The sequence below is a fragment of the Pseudomonas sp. EL_65y_Pfl1_R83 genome, from assembly GCF_963970695.1.
Taxonomy (GTDB): Bacteria; Pseudomonadota; Gammaproteobacteria; order Pseudomonadales; family Pseudomonadaceae; genus Aquipseudomonas; species Aquipseudomonas tritici.
This window is the reverse complement of sequence record NZ_CAXAQI010000010.1, coordinates 1-15,351: the sequence shown is the minus strand read 5'-3', so window position 1 is coordinate 15,351 and position 15,351 is coordinate 1. Positions and strand designations below refer to the sequence as shown.

Genomic DNA, 15,351 nt, shown 5'->3' with positions numbered 1-15,351 from the left:
GTCGTCAGGGGTTGAGTGCCGTGATCACCTGATCCACATTGGTCTCCAACTCCGTCACCGGCTCTGCACCGTCGACATTCAGGACCAACAATCCCGCTCCCCCCGCCGCAACAGCGGCCCTCACCGCTTCACTCGGCTGACGATGATGCAGCACCACCGCGACATCGTTGTCCTTCAACTCGGCGCTGAGTTTCTGCAACGCCTCAGGCGTCCAGTCGGCGTCTGGGCGGGCATCGGTGCTGAGCACTTCCAGGTTCAAACTGCTGACCAGATACGCAAAGTGGTCGCTAAGGCTGACCACGCTGAGGTTATCCGCCTTGGCCAGCCGCGCTTCGCTGTCGGCGCTGAGTTTGAGCAGGCGCTGCTTGAGGGCGGCAAGGTTGGCGTCGATCGTCGGCTTGGCGTCGGGGGCCAGGCGGCTCAGGTCCGCGGCCAATACATCGGCCATGCGCCCCATATTGTTACTCGACTGCCATGGCTGGCTGTTCAAGCCATCGGTGACGCCAGGCTGCACGGCGATGCCCGGCAAGCCGCCGTCCACCGGGCGGGCGGCGTCGACTTCGACGATGCGGATATTGCTGCGGCGCGCCACTGGGTACAGCGGGTCATCGGCCCACAGCGAGCGCAGGCCAATAGTGGCGTCGGCGTCCAGCGCCAACGCGCTCAATGCCGACGCGCCACGACCGGTGAAGTAGGACACCTGCCGCGAACCGGGCAGGTTGGCCGGGGCGGCGCGCTCCAACTGCACATTGGTGCCTTTGAGCAGCACCTCGGCCAGGCCGTAGGTGATCGGCAGCGAGGCAAGGACCTTCACCGGTTGTACAGACTTGGCCTTGCTCAGTGCGGCATGACCCAGTCCGGGATGGATTTTGAGGGTCTTGGGTTCTGCACCGTCGACAGCCAGTGCCGAAGTGCTGATCAAATAAGCGATGGCCAGGGCCAATGGACGAAAGACAGGACGCATTATCCAAAATTCCCTTTGAGGCTGGGCACCGTGCCGCGCGCGATGGCGGCCAGGGCGAAGGCGATACCGGCAACCAGAATGATCGCGGCGCCGGATGGGATCGGCAGGTCGAAGATGATCGGCAGCAGGATCCCGCACAGTGTGCTGACGGTGGCAATCACCACCGAGACCCAGAAGAACCCCTTGAGCGACTGGCTCAGCAGGCGCGCCGCTGCGGCCGGAATCACCAACAGCGCGCCTACCAGGATCGCGCCGATGACCTTCACCGCCGCGACGGTGATCAGTGTCACCAGAATCACGAACAAGTAATCCAGGGTCTTCACCGCCACCCCGCGCACTGCCGCCAGTTGCGGGTTAAAGCTGGCCAGCATGATGCGGTTGTACAGCGGCAAGGCCAGGGCCATCACCAACGAGCCGACAATCGCCAGCACCAGCAAGTCATTGCCATTGACCGTCAGCACCGAGCCGAACAGCACGTTCTCCAGAATATGCACGTTGATCTTGCCGGCCAGGATCAGCAACAGGCTCGCACCCAATGCCAGTGACACCGACAGGAACACACCGATCAAGGTGTCCGGCGCCAGGCCGGTTCGGTTGCGCAGGTAGTTGAGCAGAATGCCGAACAGCAGGCAGTAGCCGAACAGGCTGCCATAGGGCCCGGTGTAGGGTTCGCCCAGCAGAATGCCCACGGCCACGCCGGTCAGCGCGGCATGGCCGACCGCTTCGGAGAAAAACGCGAAGCGCTTGACCACCACCAGCGTGCCCAAACCACCCAGCACTGGGCCGATCAGCAGACCGGCGAGCAGTGCGTTGACCACGAACCCGTAGGCCAGCGCCTCCGGCAGATAACCGGAAGAGGCCCAGCCCTGGATCATCAAGCGAAAGGCTTCATAACTCATTGCGCCGGGCTCCGAGGGTGGGTGGAGAACAGGGTCAGCAGGCGATCCGGGGTCAGCGCCTCTTTGGGCGTGGCGTCGAACAGCACGCGGCGGTTCAGGCCTGTGACGCGGTCGGCCAGGCGGCCCACGGCTTCCAGGTCATGCTCGATCCACAGTACGGTGATCCCTGCCAGACGCCAGTCACTCAGCAGGCGTTCGAACACTTGGATTCCGGCTTCGTCGAGCGCCGACATCGGTTCATCCAGTACCAGCAGTTGCGGCGCCGGGATCAATCCCTGGGCCAACAACACGCGCTGGCGTTCACCGCCGGACAGGGCACCCATGCGCCGCTTGCGTTTGTCCTGCATGCCAACGCGCTCGAGCGCATCACCCATCGCGCCGGCGTAATGTTTTGACAGGCCAAGAAATGCAGGGCGCCGTTGACACATGGCCGCCATGAAATCATCAACGGTCATCGGCAAACCACGTTCGAACTCCAGGGCCTGAGGCACATAACCGATGGTGCCGGGCGTGGTCGGCCAATGCAGACTCAGCCGTCCCTGATGCGGCGTTTGCCCCAGCAGGGTCTTGATCAGCGAGCTTTTGCCACCGCCGTTGGGGCCGACCAGCGCATGGATGCTGCCCGGCTGTACCTGAAAACTCACGCCATCAAGGATCACAGTGCGACCCAGGGTCAGTGACACCTTGTCGAACGCCAGCGTCGGACCGACGCTGACCGCATTGAGTTGCTGCGCCGCGGTCATGACCCGGACTCCTGGATTGCGCGGACCACGGTGTTGAGGTTGCCGGTCATTTCCACTTCGTACTTTTCAGCGCTGTATTCGCCGTAGGAAATATGCGACAGCGGGTACAGCTTGACCCCGGACTCACGCTGGATGGTGTCGACGTAGGTGGACGGGAAGTCCATCTCCGAGAAGATTACCTTCACGTCCAGGGCGCGTAGTTCATCAATGGTTTTCTTCAACTGGCTGGGGCTTGGCTCAATGCCGTGGGCCGGTTCGACCACGGCGGTGACTTCCAGGCCGAATTCGCGCAGCAGGTAGTCGTAGGCCGCGTGCACGGTGGCCACGCGCAGGTCCGGGTTGGGCGCGCTGGTCAACTTGGCCAGGGCATCGGCGCGCATCTGGCGCAGGCGCTTGCCGTAGGCGCGGGCGTTCTGGGTGTAGGTCTTGGCGTTGTCCGGGTCGAGCTTGCCCAGCTCGCGGGCGATGTTGTTGACCTGGGCAATCGATGCGCTGATCGACAGGAAGGTGTGCGGGTTGACCACCTTGCCCGCACCGCGCGCAGCATTCCCGGTGGCGGCCAGCAGCGGCACATTGGCGTTGGCTTCGATCACTGGAATGTCCGGGCGCTCGCTGGTGGCGATCATGCGGTCGGCGAAATCATCATGGCCGACGCCGTTGAGCACGATCACGTCCAGGGTGCCGATGCGCTTGATGTCCTCGGCGCGCGGCTCGTAGGCATGCGGGTTGAAACCGGCCGGAATCAGCGGCACCACCTGGGCCTTGTCGCCGACGATATTGGCCACGTAGCTGTAGTAAGGGTGAAGCGTGATGCCGATACGCAGGCGTTTAGCCGGCTCTGGGTTAGAGAGTGCATTGGCCAGGGGGGCGAGCATCAGGCTGAACAGGCCAACCAGCAACAGGCGCAACAGGGGAGATGAAATAGACATGGGCAATCGGTCTTCTCGTTCAGTGACGGTGCTGGCGTGTGACGCCGGCATCGAATTGCGCGACCACCTGCTGCCAGCCGGCCGCGATCAGCGCCTGGTCAGTGAGGTCGGAAGGGGCGGCGAGGTTGGCTTGCCGGTTGAGCCAGATATCCGGTTCGGCACCGTGCACGCGCATGAGCAGCGAGCCGCTGGTGCCGGGCACTTGGCTCAACCCCAGGTAGGCCGAGGGTTCCAGCAACTGCCAGCGATGATCGCCACGGCTGACCGAGCTGGCGTCCTGGGCAAACGGCGCGAAGCCTTCTTCGGCCAGATACGCCGGTGTGGGAAGCGCGCTTTGCTCCTGCTGCAACAGCTGGATCTCATCCAGGGTCACTCGCAGGTCGGCGTAGATGCCTTGCTCGGCGGCGCTCAGGTCGCGACGTGCGTCCAACTGGTGGCTGGGCACGGCCGCGACTTCCTGGGTTTCACCGTGCAGGGCCACCACCGTGCCGGCCACCGCAAGGATGATCAGGCACAACAGCAGCACGTAGAGGGTTTCGTGACCGGCACCGGCGGGGCGTACAACCTGTGTGGTACTCATTGCGGCTGGATATCCGCTTGGTCGATTTCCACCACGTGGCCCGGGCCTGCATCAAACAGCACATAGAACTCGGCGGACGGCTTCTTGAAGGTCAGGGTCGAGTCTTCGCCAAGCTTGCCGGGCACCAGGATGGTTTCGTCATAGCCGATCACGTCCAGGGTCACGCCAGGCGCGCCGCTACCGTCAGAGAAACCGCCTTTGCACTGGACCTGCTCGCCGGGAATTTCCTTGCACTCGCACATCGGGTTGTGGGCCAGGGTGACCGTACTGAAACCGGCGCACGCCAATAGGACGGCACAGGCGCGGGTCAGGCGCATCAAAGTCATGGTTTAACTCCTTGCTTGTTCAGCCAGGCAATGGTGGCAGGCGAGGCCTGGTTCAACGGGATGGAACCCTGGTGCATAGCGCCGTCCCAGCCTTCCATGGTGACCCACAGTTCGGCGTCGGCTGGTGTGCGTTCCGGGATCGGCAGGGCAGCGCCCATGCGGTACGGCGTACCGAAGAAGATCACCCCGGCGGCCCGCAGGCTGCGCGGCTTACCGATACGCAGGTAGGTGGCCTTGACTTGGTCGGCGCAGGTGGCGCACAGGGCAGCGTTGAAAAACTTCATCGGGCCGGCCGGGTCTGGGCGCGGGCCTTCATTACGAAATTCGGCGAGGGTCAGGCTCCAGGGCCCGACCTGCACTTCACCGGCCACGCGCTCGCCGATGCCGGTGTCGCCGCGAAACAGCGCCGCGTCGGCGAAGTACTTGGGCATGAAGCCCAGGGGCACGAGCAACAACAGCACATTGATGTGGAAACGCCATTTCAGCCAGAAGGCTCGCAGCGGCGATGGCTTTGCGGTAGCGACCTTGCTCATGTTTGGGCCTGCGAGGTTTCAGCCTGCCTGGCCGGGATGGAAACAGGCTTGCGCGGGGTCTTGGCTTCACGCTTGAGCGCATTGAGGGTGGCCAGGGCGGTGCGCTTGGTCCAGATCAGCAGGCCGCTCAACACCATCATGCTCATGACCAGGCCGAAGAACGCCCAGATCAGTTTGATCCACAGCCCGCCAAAGTCGCCGGTGTGCAGCGGGCGCATGGATTCGGTGACGAACTCCAGCTTTGAACGGTCGGACAGCAAATGCGCCGCAGCGACTTCGCCGTCATACGGGTTGATTTGCGCGGTCTGGAACATCAGTGGGTACCAGCCCCGCCCGCCAATCTGCAGGTGGCTGTAGGCATTGAGCGGCAGGCTGATGAAGCTCGGCTCCAGGCCAGGAATACGCTGGGTGGCGATCTTGATCGCCTCGTCTACCGGGATCATCGGCGCTGGCACGCCTGGCGCCGACATCGGCACTTTCTCCCGGGCGATCACTGGGATGACGGGTTCGGTGGAAATCGAAATCTGGTTGTCGCCCAGGATCGCCCGGATCAAGAACCAGATCCCGGTGACAGAAATCACTGCGATAAACCAGATTGACCAGATACCGCTCAAGCGGTGGAAATCCCCCCAGAATATCCGCGCGCCATGGCGCACGCGCAGGGTCGGGCGCAGGAAACCCTTCCAGAACTTCTTGTACACCACCAATCCGGTGACCAGCGACGCCAGCAGCGGGATGCCGAGCGCCGACACCAAATACCAGCCCCAGCTGTAGCCATTGGTAAACGGCACCAGCCACCAGCCGTGCAGGGCGCGTGTGAATTGCTGAAAGTTGAAGGACGGGCCGATGCCCTGGATCGCTCCGGTGTAAGGGTTGACGTAAACCTCCACGGAACGCCCGTCGGGGTAGCTGAGGTCGACGCTGAGGGCGAAATGGGATTCGTCGGGCCGGCTGATCGACTGGACGAACACCTGGGGCTCTTCGCGCTTGATCGCGGCGATCACTTGGTCGTAGCTCAGTGGCTCGGCGTCGTCCGTCGGCTTGCTCGCACGGATATCCGGGTTGGCCAGCCAGACGATCTCCTGGCTGACCACCGCCAGGGTGCCGGTGACGCAGACGATCAGTACAAAAAACCAGATGGGCAATGCCAGCCAGCTATGCACGAGAAACCAGAGTTTGGAGCGTGACTTCTTCGACATGTGAATGAGGGTCTTGGTTGGAGGGGGCAGTAAAGGCCCAGAAAAGGCCAGTCGTAGCTTTTGCTGACGCGACAGGCTGTATCTAAGTTAAGACGGATGAGAATGAGAAATCCCTAACCCAGATATGAAAGAAAATGTTTCAGGTTCACATTCAGCCGTTCGAACGCCTGCACCTGCAAGCCAACCCCTGACACACCTCTATCCAAATGTGGGCGCTGGGTTATCACTTCAGCGTTGTTGTGTGGTGGGCTCCAGCAACTGCGCCCCCGGCCCGCGCTCACCGAGCTGATCATCCCGATTACGCAACGGGCACGCTTCCATCGACAGGCACCCACAGCCAATACAACCACTGAGCTTGTCCCGCAGCAGCATCAGCTTATTGATGCGCTCATCCAGGTCCTCCCGCCACAGCGCCGACAACCGCTCCCAATCCTGAGCGTTGGGCGTGCGTCCATCCGGCAAGGTTTGCAACGCGTCACCAATGGTTGCCAGCGGAATCCCCAGGCGCTGGGCGATCTTGATCACCACCACGCGCCGCAACACATCCCGTGGATAACGGCGTTGGTTGCCCGCGGTGCGATTGCTCTTGATCAGCCCCTTGGCCTCGTAGAAGTGCAGGGCCGTGACGGCCACACCGCTGCGCGCAGCCAACTGGCCGACGGTGAGTTCTTTAGTCATCATGCAAAAATCCCCAAACTCCGCTTGACCTTGACTTAACTAGAGGTTTTACCCTGCGTGGCATCGAATCACAAGATTCTGCCTACAGAGAAAGGGGAGTGTTCATGCAGGTATCAGAGAAAAATCGCAGTTTCACTCAGTTGATCGAGTTTCAGATCGAGCCCCAGAAACAATTCGCCCTGGTGGCAGCCTTGAGCACCCAGAGTGAGCGTCTGGCCCAAGGCCATGGTGGTTTTATCAACGCAAGCGTGCAGGTCAGCGATGATGGGCGGCGGGTGTTGAATTATCTGCAATGGCGTACGCGTGAAGACGGCGAGGCGGCATTCAAGTGCTTTGAGCACGGTGAGGAAGATTTCTGGACGCTGATTCGCGCCCACCAGGCGACCGCCGTGACCTTTGGTTCGTTCCAGGTGCTGCGCAGTTTTGAGCGCAGCCATGACAACGCGCTGCACTGCCGCCTAAATGGATAAGTGCAGCATGCGCTCGCCTTGCACGTTCTCGCCGGGGCGGCGTTTGTTGACCGCCAACTCGCCGATCTTGATCAAGCGGCTGCGCGTGACGTTGCGGCTCAGGCCCAACAGATGGGCGGTGTGCACCTGGTTGTAATGGCTGAAACGGTAGGCGGCGCGGAGCAGGGCGTCTTCAACCTTTTCATGCAGGGCCCCGGCCTGTTCTTCGAACAGTTTCTGGAACGCACGCGCCAGCAATGCTTCGGCGCTGTTGTCGGTGCCGTGCTGGCTGTCGTCCTGGCGCTCGATGCGCAGGTTCGACAGGCGCAAATCGTCGCGTTCGATCAGGCCGTTGCGGCAGATCAACAGGGTGTGGTGAATCACGTTCTCCAGTTCGCGGATATTGCCCGGCCAGCTGTAGCTTTTGAGTTTGTGCTCGGCTTCGCGGCTGATGGTGATCGGGCCATAGCCAAGGCGCTGGCTGTAGGCTTCGATGAAGTGCCGGGTGAGCGGCAGGATATCGCCTGGACGGTCACGCAGCGGGCTGAGTTCCAGGCTGACCACGTCGAGACGGTAGTAGAGGTCTTCGCGGAAATGCCCGGCGTTGATGGCTTTTTCCAGTTGCACGTTGGTCGCGGCAAGCACCCGCACATCAATCGCAATGCTCTTGCGCGAACCCAGGCGAACCACTTCGCGCTCTTGTAGGACGCGCAGCAGCTTGACTTGGATCGCCATCGGCAAATCGCCGATCTCATCGAGGAACAAGGTGCCGCCGTCGGCCTCCTCAAACCAGCCTGCCTTGGCACTGAGGGCGCCGGTAAAGGCGCCTTTTTCATGACCAAACAGTTCGGCTTCCACCAAAGATTCGGAGAACGCCCCACAGTTCACCGCCACGAACGGCCGGTTACGCCGCGCGCTGAGGTTATGGATGTGACGCGCCACCAACTCTTTACCGGTGCCGGTCTCGCCGATGATCAGCACGCTGGCTTCGCTGGGCGCCACTTGCTGGATGTGGTCGAGCAGCGCCTGGGATTTCGGGTCTTCGAAGACCTGTGCCGTGGCGCGGATCGACGTCGCAAGGGCGGGCGAGGGCGGTAAGGTCAAAAGCTGCATGGGCACCTCTCTTAGGAATAGAACGTTGGAATCGGCAGGGACTGGTTCAATGCCCAATCCCCAGTTCATGGAGCTCGTAGTCCATCGGGTCGTGCAGGGTTTGCGCGCCCAGGGTGCGCCAGTGACGGTCCAGGCGCAGCGAAGCGTGGGTGGAGCGCGCGCCGGTGACTTTGAACAGGCGGCTGCAGAGTTCCAGGCCCTGGCGGGTGGCGGCTACTTTGGCGGTGTGCAAAGGGGAAGGCAGGACGCTGTGGGGTTTGGCTATCAAACGGTGTTCCTCAATGTCTATTTAGCCTTCATTGCACTCAGGCCTTCGTCGCTGATGGGCTCGATCAACTTGTCGGCGGCGTTCCAGGCGTCCTCTTCGCTCTCGTGCACGATCACATGCCGTGGCAGCCAGCAATACCGGTGTGTTGATCAAGGCGTTGAGGCCGACCAGATCAAACAGGTGCTTGAGCAAGCCTGGGTACGAACCGCGATAGACCGGCGGGGAGACGATCAGCCGCTCGGCTTGTTCGATGGCCAACAGTTGGGATTCGACTTCAGCGGGCAGTTCATCACGCGACAGCGCACCGCCCAACGGCCGCGCAATGTCACCTAGTTCGATCAGGGTGGTCTGGATCGGCAGCAAGGTGGCCAGTTCAGCCAGTACGGCTTGAGTCAGCACGAGGGTACGAGACGGGCGCCAGGTTCCGCCGTAGAGGGCAACGACATTCAGGGGACGGGTCATGAACAGTTCCTTTTTCAACAGTGGTTTGTCGCAGGTGGAGTACACCGGTTGAGCAGGAGCTGTACCAACGGGTTCAGGCCCTGATTGGCGTGGGTTGCAGGCTCACTGCTGAAAATGCTGCTGTTGTCTGACGGGTGATTTGTTGATCGGCTGTTGCCTGGGCAGCAGTTGCATAAGCAACAGTGCCGATGAGGCGTAGCGACATTTATAGGGGGTTGTATTTATTCCGTAAATGAATGTATTTCTATATTTATAGATCATAAAGAAATATTAAGGCATCGCTATCAGAGGTGCCTTGGCGGTTGATAGCAACTATCACGGGAGGTGATTTTTCACCGTGCGAGGGCGGGAGTAGCCTGTGTTCATTGACTCGAAACCTCCTCTGCAGGGCCACCGCCATGAACCGATTCCTCGCTGTTTGCTTATTGATTGTCAGCTCTGTCCTCGCCGGATGTGCGACCCATCCTTCGCCGGAATTGCGTCCTTACACAGCGGAAGAAACCAAAGAGTTGTCCCTGGAAGCGTTGAGCCGTCGTGGTTTGTCGTTTGATGAGTATCAACAGCAGCGCGCCGCATTGATCGGTCAACCAAAGAAACCTTTCGGCTTTGATCGCCAGGGTGAAATGAACGCCGAACGCAGCGTGACCCTGCATGGTCGTCCCAGTTGAGCCTGCGCTCAGCGGCAAAAAGCCCGAGGCTTCCTTTAAGGAACCTCGGGCTTTTTGTTTGCCATGGCTCGACTTCAGCCTGTTAAGCTGAATTTCAGGAGCCTTCCTACGCACATTTTCATAAAGTGGTCCTTCTTTAATGGCATCCGATCGGTTAAACCTGACGACCTCTGTTCCGGTCGGTGCCCCTGAGACGCTGCTCTCGGGAACCTGCTCTGCGAGTTTTTAACGTCATGAATAAACGTCCGTTGTATTTCGACTACGCCGCCACTACCCCGGTAGATGAGCGAGTCATCCAGGTGATGGTCGAGTGTCTGGGCTTCAATGCCAACTTCGGTAACCCTGCGTCCAGTTCCCATGCGTTCGGCCAAGCGGCCCGGCAAACGGTTGAACAGGCGCGTCGCCAAGTGGCCGAACTGGTCGGTGCCAATTCCGAGCAAATCGTCTGGACGTCTGGCGCCACTGAGTCCAACAACTTGGCGATCAAGGGCGTGGCCCAGGCGCGGGGTGTGGCGGGCGGGCATATCATCACCAGCCAGATCGAACACAAGGCCACGCTGGATACCGCACGGCAGTTGCAGGAAGCCGGCGTGGCCGTGACCTACCTGGTGCCGGACGCGGATGGGTTGATCAGTGCCCAAGCGGTCAGCGAAGCGTTGCGCGAAGACACCTTCCTCGTGTCGCTGATGCTGGTCAATAACGAACTGGGCACCCTCAACGATATCCCGGCCATCGGCGCTCGCGTGCGTGAGCATGGCGCGCTGTTGCATGTGGATGCGGCGCAAGGCGCGGGTAAGGTGGCGATCGACCTCTCGCAGTGGCCGGTGGACCTGATGTCGTTTTCCGCCCACAAGCTGTATGGCCCCAAAGGTATCGGCGCTTTATATGTCGGGCCGCGGGCGCAGCAGAAAGTCTTGGCGCAGATTCACGGCGGTGGGCACGAAGGCGGCCTGCGCTCCGGCACCCTGGCAACTCACCAGATCGCCGGCATGGGCACTGCGTTCGCCCTGGCGGCGGCGTCTTTTGCAGAGGAAAAAGCAGTGATCGTCGCCTTGCGCCAGCGCTTGCTGGATCAGTTGGCATCGGTGGCGGGCGTGCGCCTGAATGGCAGCGCTACACAACGTATTCCCCACACCCTGAGCCTCACGTTCAGTGAAGGCGAATTCAACTCCGCTGCGCTAAGTGCGGGGATCGCATTTTCTGCGACCTCGGCCTGCAATTCGGCGAGCAATGCACCGTCCCATGTGTTGTTGGCGCTGGGCCATGATGCTCGCAGTGCTGGCCGTACCATTCGCTTGAGCCTGGGCCGGTTTACCACCGAGCAGGATATCGACCAGGCGGTGCAATTGATCAAGGCTGCCCTGGCCTGCGAGCCGGCGTTCTGGGCGGTCTGATTCACCTATCGCAACACATAATAATTATTCGTGGTTAGCAGGAGACACAATGAGTACGCAGCCTTTGACCCATGGAACGGTTACCCAGCGCCTGGCGCATACCCGTGAACTGATGAGCCGCGAGGGCATTCATGCCTTGCTGGTGCCGTCGGCCGACCCACACTTGTCCGAGTACTTGCCGGGTTACTGGCAGGGGCGGCAATGGTTATCGGGGTTTCATGGCTCGGTGGGAACGCTGATTGTCACTGCGGATTTCGCCGGTGTGTGGGCCGACAGCCGTTACTGGGAGCAGGCCACCAAGGAACTCAAGGGCAGCGGCATCGAATTGGTGAAGCTGCAACCGGGCCAACCTGGCCCGCTGGAGTGGTTGGCCGAGCAAACGCCGGAAGATGGTGTGGTGGCGGTGGATGGTGCGGTGATGGCCGTGGCCTCGGCACGTACCCTGGGCGGAAAATTGGCGGAGCGCGGTGCACAGCTGCGTACTGATATCGACCTGCTGAGTGAGGTCTGGAAAGACCGCCCGGCGCTGCCGAACCAACCGATCTATCAACACCTGCCACCGCAAGCCACCGTCAGCCGTGGCGAAAAACTCGCGGCACTGCGCGCCAGCTTAAAAGAGAAGGGCGCCGACTGGCATTTCATCGCCACCCTGGATGACATTGCTTGGCTGTTCAATTTGCGCGGTGGTGATGTTTCGTTCAATCCGGTGTTTGTGTCCTTTGCGTTGATCAATCAACAGCAGGCCACGCTGTTTGTGGCATTGAGCAAAGTCGATGCCGAGTTGCGGGCAGTGTTGGAGCAGGATGGCGTGACACTGCGCGATTACAGCGAAGTGGCAGAGGCGTTGCGCGCGGTGCCGGCGGGCGCCAGTTTAAAGGTCGACCCAGCGCGCGTCACCGCCGGCTTGCTGGAAAACCTTGATACCGGTGTCAAGCTGGTCGAAGGACTCAACCCGACCACATTGGCCAAATCCCGCAAGAGCCTGGCCGACGCGGAGCACATTCGCCAAGCCATGGAGCAGGACGGCGCGGCCTTGTGCGAATTCTTCGCCTGGCTGGACAGTGCGCTGGGCCGTGAGCGCATAACCGAACTGACCATCGACGAACACCTGACCGCTGCGCGCGCCCGTCGCCCGGGTTATGTGTCGCTGAGTTTCAACACCATCGCCGCGTACAATGCCAACGGTGCGATGCCGCACTACCACGCCACTGAAGAGGAGCACGCGCTGATCGAAGGCGATGGCCTGTTGCTGATTGATTCGGGTGGCCAGTACCTGGGTGGAACCACGGATATCACCCGGATGGTGCCTATCGGTACGCCGAGTGAAGAGCAGAAACGTGACTGCACCCGTGTGCTCAAAGGTGTGATTGCGTTGTCCCGTGCGCATTTCCCAAAAGGCATCTTGTCACCGCTGCTGGACGCCATTGCTCGCGCGCCGATCTGGGCCGAAGGCGTGGACTACGGCCACGGTACCGGGCACGGTGTAGGCTATTTCCTCAACGTGCATGAAGGTCCGCAAGTGATTGCCTACCAGGCTGCGACTGCTCCGCAAACGGCGATGCAGCCGGGGATGATCACCTCCATTGAGCCAGGCACTTACCGTCCGGGGCGTTGGGGCGTGCGTATCGAGAACCTGGTGTTGAACCGCGAAGCGGGCAAGACCGAGTTCGGCGAATTCCTCAAGTTTGAAACCCTGACCTTGTGCCCGATCGACACGCGCTGTCTGGAACCGTCGCTGCTGACGGCGGACGAGCGTGAGTGGTTCAACGCTTACCACGCCGAAGTGCGTGAGCGCTTGAGCCCATTGCTCAGTGGCGCCGCGCTTGAATGGCTGCGGGTGCGTACGGCGGCTATCTGATCACTTGCCGTTCCGGCGCCTTGATCAGGGCGCCGGCTATATTGTCGACATCTAACTCAGGGCTTCGCGCACACACTCCAAACGGTCCTGACCGAAGAACAGCTGGCTGTCTTCAAACATGCAGGGTGCACCGAACGCGCCGCGGTTAACGGCCTGTTCGGTGTTGTCCTTGAGGGCCGCCTTTACAGCTTCGTCGTTTGCCAGGGCCAGGACGTTTTCTGGATCGAAACCGTGCTCGGCAAGCACGGCATCCAAGACCTCGGGGTCATACTGGCAGCGTAGCCTTCGCGGGCGAAGCGTTTGGCAATGGCGCCGCCGGTTGCATCTCCGGCGCCTACTACCAAGACGATTTTCTTGTTGTGCGTCATGGGAACTTCCTTGGCTCGAATGTCGAGCAGGCGTTTAGACGCAGCTGTGTAAAGGGTCGGTTTGTGCCGGGAATTAGATGTGAGCAGCCAGGAGGTGACTGCTCAAGCGATTACTTACAGATGACGATCATGCTGCGGCTGGCGTAGCCGGCAGGGTTGAGGCCGAAGGGGTAGTCCCCTGGCTCCTCGGAATTGTCACCGGACTTTGCGATTACCCGGTAGCCCTTGGCGCCGCAGGCGTTGGTAGCACTGGTGTAGCACTGGTCCCAGGAAGAAGACAGGCCGGAACAGTTGATATGCAGCCCTTTTTTGCCACGTTTTACTTCTGTCTTGGTGGTCGCGGCGCAGCCAGCAATGGCCATGACCATTAACAGTATCAAAATTCGCTTCATTCCTATCCTTAATAGCCGCCTCGCAAAGAGTGAAGCTTGCTCTACTTGCTCTCGGGTGTCGCGTTCGCGCTGTCCTTGTCGAAATTCTCCATGAAAGACATTCGTTTACGGCTTAAACATGGCCTAAATGCGCGCTAAATGCCAGAGCTACATTCAAACAGGTTTCAATCCGCCGGAACCAATGGCTTTGACTCGCTGCGCATCGTTACCGTGGCACCTACGGAGGCCAGAATGATGCAAGTAATTGCCAGCCACTGCGCCAAGGACAGGTGCTCGTGCAGGAAGAACAGGCCAGAGAGCGCGCCAAACGCCGGTTCGATGCTCATGAGGGTGCCGAAGGTGCGGGCGGGGAGGCGCGTCAGTGCGACCATTTCCAGGGTGTAGGGCAGGGCGGTGGACAGGATAGCGACACCGATGGCGACCGGGATCAGTGCGGGAGTCAGTAACGCGCTGCCTGCATGGACGATGCCGATCGGTGCGACAAACAATGCGGCAATCATCACGCCGAGGGCGGCGGTTTGTACGCCGTTGTCATTACCGGCTTTCTGGCCATACAGAATGTAGAGCGCCCAGCAGACCCCAGCTCCCAAGGCGTAGCCTGCGCCTAACAAGTCGATGCCGCTGCTGGCGTCACCCATTGGGATTAATAGAAGCAGGCCGGTGATCGCGAGGGCTATCCACAGAAAGTCCACCGCTCGACGCGAGGCGTAGATCGCCACGGCAAGCGGCCCGGTGAATTCCAGGGCCACCGCAATACCCAGGGGCACGCTGCGCAAGGACATATAGAAGAGGAAGTTCATGCCGCCGAGTGCCATTCCGTAGACGATCACCGTGCGCAGGGATTTGGCCGTCAGTTTGGCGCGCCAAGGACGCAATAGAAGTAGCATGATCACACTGGCGAAAATCAGACGCAGGGTCGTAGTGCCTTGTGCGCCGACGATAGGGAACATGCTCTTGGCCAGCGAGGCGCCGGACTGTATGGAAGCCATGGCGATCAGCAACAGGCCGACAGGGAACAATGTCGAGGCCAGGCTGCGGGGGGAGGTATTCATTGGGTGTACGTCCGAGGTCATATTAAGAGAGGCGTCGGCGCTATGATGCTTAACTGTCGGAGGTTGAGCAATATATTGCTCAATTATCCTGGTAGGCCACTTACAGAGCGCGGGTTTTGAGGTTTTCAGCCTCTTTGATAGAAAAACCAAATTAAGGGTTGACGGCAGATTCTGGAAGTCTATAATTCGCCCCACTTCCGGCGCAGTCGAAACGGAAAACTCCTTGGTAAACAAAGAGTTATGCGAAATTCGACAGCGAGTTGCTTCAGTTCATCGAAGCCCAGAAGGAGTTGGTAGAGCAGTGTTGTTTGGCTCTATTAACGTTTCGATCCTCTCGGTCGAAAGCGGAGAAAAAGAGGTGTTGACAGCAGCGTGTAACGCTGTAGAATTCGCCTCCCGCTAACGAGAGATCGGAAGCGCAAGTGGTTGAAGTTGTTGAAGAATTCTTCGAAAACTTCTGAAAATAATCACTTGAC

16 protein-coding genes and 4 pseudogenes are annotated in these 15,351 nt (G+C 60.4%); 4 read left to right on the top strand and 16 right to left on the bottom strand.

Annotated elements, in window-relative coordinates; all coding sequences use genetic code 11:
- Positions 1-4: 4 nt before the first annotated feature.
- From AACY08_RS15685 to soxR, 9 genes are all read right to left on the bottom strand, one after another.
- Positions 5-964 (bottom strand): metal ABC transporter solute-binding protein, Zn/Mn family, encoded by a 960-nt coding sequence (locus AACY08_RS15685; RefSeq protein WP_339470278.1) that lies wholly within the window; start codon positions 962-964, stop codon positions 5-7.
- Complete coding sequence (locus AACY08_RS15680; RefSeq protein WP_339470276.1) at positions 964-1,863, bottom strand: metal ABC transporter permease; 900 nt, start codon at positions 1,861-1,863, stop codon at positions 964-966. Before AACY08_RS15680 ends, AACY08_RS15685 begins: the two co-directional genes overlap by 1 nt.
- A complete protein-coding gene (locus AACY08_RS15675) occupies positions 1,860-2,606 on the bottom strand; it encodes a metal ABC transporter ATP-binding protein (RefSeq protein ID WP_339470274.1) in 747 nt (248 codons plus the stop codon). Before AACY08_RS15675 ends, AACY08_RS15680 begins: the two co-directional genes overlap by 4 nt.
- Entirely contained in the window at positions 2,603-3,535 is a 933-nt protein-coding gene (locus AACY08_RS15670; RefSeq protein ID WP_339414612.1) for a metal ABC transporter substrate-binding protein, read from the bottom strand. Before AACY08_RS15670 ends, AACY08_RS15675 begins: the two co-directional genes overlap by 4 nt.
- A gap of 19 nt (positions 3,536-3,554) precedes the next feature.
- Complete coding sequence (locus AACY08_RS15665; protein WP_339470272.1) at positions 3,555-4,115, bottom strand: DUF6162 family protein; 561 nt, start codon at positions 4,113-4,115, stop codon at positions 3,555-3,557.
- On the bottom strand, positions 4,112-4,441 hold the full coding sequence (locus AACY08_RS15660) for a hypothetical protein (RefSeq protein ID WP_370467889.1): 330 nt from the start codon (positions 4,439-4,441) through the stop codon (positions 4,112-4,114). Before AACY08_RS15660 ends, AACY08_RS15665 begins: the two co-directional genes overlap by 4 nt.
- Entirely contained in the window at positions 4,438-4,974 is a 537-nt protein-coding gene (locus AACY08_RS15655) for a thiamine pyrophosphate-binding protein (RefSeq protein WP_339414609.1), read from the bottom strand. Before AACY08_RS15655 ends, AACY08_RS15660 begins: the two co-directional genes overlap by 4 nt.
- Positions 4,971-6,173: a PepSY-associated TM helix domain-containing protein gene (locus tag AACY08_RS15650; protein WP_339470269.1), complete on the bottom strand. Its 1,203-nt coding sequence runs from the start codon at positions 6,171-6,173 to the stop codon at positions 4,971-4,973. Before AACY08_RS15650 ends, AACY08_RS15655 begins: the two co-directional genes overlap by 4 nt.
- A gap of 228 nt (positions 6,174-6,401) precedes the next feature.
- Positions 6,402-6,854, bottom strand: coding sequence for a redox-sensitive transcriptional activator SoxR (soxR, locus tag AACY08_RS15645; RefSeq protein ID WP_339470267.1), 453 nt, complete (start codon positions 6,852-6,854; stop codon positions 6,402-6,404).
- Positions 6,855-6,955: 101 nt separating this feature from the next.
- Between soxR and AACY08_RS15640 the strand changes: the two genes are divergently transcribed.
- Complete coding sequence (locus AACY08_RS15640) at positions 6,956-7,321, top strand: antibiotic biosynthesis monooxygenase (protein ID WP_339470265.1); 366 nt, start codon at positions 6,956-6,958, stop codon at positions 7,319-7,321.
- Here AACY08_RS15640 and AACY08_RS15635 read toward each other — a convergent pair.
- The 3 genes and pseudogenes from AACY08_RS15635 to AACY08_RS15625 all read right to left on the bottom strand — a co-directional run.
- Complete coding sequence (locus AACY08_RS15635; RefSeq protein ID WP_339470264.1) at positions 7,310-8,413, bottom strand: sigma-54 interaction domain-containing protein; 1,104 nt, start codon at positions 8,411-8,413, stop codon at positions 7,310-7,312. The genes AACY08_RS15640 and AACY08_RS15635 overlap by 12 nt on opposite strands.
- An 11-nt stretch (positions 8,414-8,424) precedes the next feature.
- Positions 8,425-8,642: pseudogene (locus tag AACY08_RS15630) on the bottom strand (acyl-CoA dehydrogenase family protein); the annotation flags it as partial.
- Positions 8,643-8,801: 159 nt separating this feature from the next.
- Positions 8,802-9,143: pseudogene (locus AACY08_RS15625) on the bottom strand (NAD(P)H-dependent oxidoreductase); the annotation flags it as partial.
- Between the two features lie 398 nt (positions 9,144-9,541).
- Here AACY08_RS15625 and AACY08_RS15620 point away from each other — a divergent pair.
- From AACY08_RS15620 to AACY08_RS15610, 3 genes are all read left to right on the top strand, one after another.
- Positions 9,542-9,811 carry a hypothetical protein gene (locus tag AACY08_RS15620; RefSeq protein ID WP_339457002.1) on the top strand — a complete coding sequence of 90 codons (270 nt, stop codon included), beginning with the start codon at positions 9,542-9,544 and terminating at the stop codon, positions 9,809-9,811.
- Between the two features lie 233 nt (positions 9,812-10,044).
- Positions 10,045-11,205, top strand: a complete 1,161-nt coding sequence (locus AACY08_RS15615; RefSeq protein WP_339470262.1) for a cysteine desulfurase family protein — start codon at positions 10,045-10,047, stop codon at positions 11,203-11,205.
- A 49-nt stretch (positions 11,206-11,254) separates the two neighbouring features.
- Positions 11,255-13,063, top strand: coding sequence for an aminopeptidase P family protein (locus AACY08_RS15610; protein WP_339470261.1), 1,809 nt, complete (start codon positions 11,255-11,257; stop codon positions 13,061-13,063).
- Between the two features lie 51 nt (positions 13,064-13,114).
- On the opposite strand, the pseudogene AACY08_RS30520 reads toward AACY08_RS15610, so the two are convergent.
- The 4 genes and pseudogenes from AACY08_RS30520 to rhtA form a co-directional block, all read right to left on the bottom strand.
- Positions 13,115-13,330, bottom strand: a pseudogene (locus tag AACY08_RS30520) (DsbA family protein); the annotation flags it as partial.
- A pseudogene (locus AACY08_RS30515) lies at positions 13,282-13,431 on the bottom strand (glucose 1-dehydrogenase); the annotation flags it as partial. The pseudogenes AACY08_RS30520 and AACY08_RS30515, both read right to left, overlap by 49 nt.
- Positions 13,432-13,541: 110 nt before the next feature.
- A complete protein-coding gene (locus AACY08_RS15600; protein ID WP_339470259.1) occupies positions 13,542-13,823 on the bottom strand; it encodes a hypothetical protein in 282 nt (93 codons plus the stop codon).
- A 164-nt stretch (positions 13,824-13,987) separates the two neighbouring features.
- On the bottom strand, positions 13,988-14,875 hold the full coding sequence (rhtA, locus tag AACY08_RS15595; RefSeq protein ID WP_339470257.1) for a threonine/homoserine exporter RhtA: 888 nt from the start codon (positions 14,873-14,875) through the stop codon (positions 13,988-13,990).
- Between the last annotated feature and the right edge of the window lie 476 nt (positions 14,876-15,351).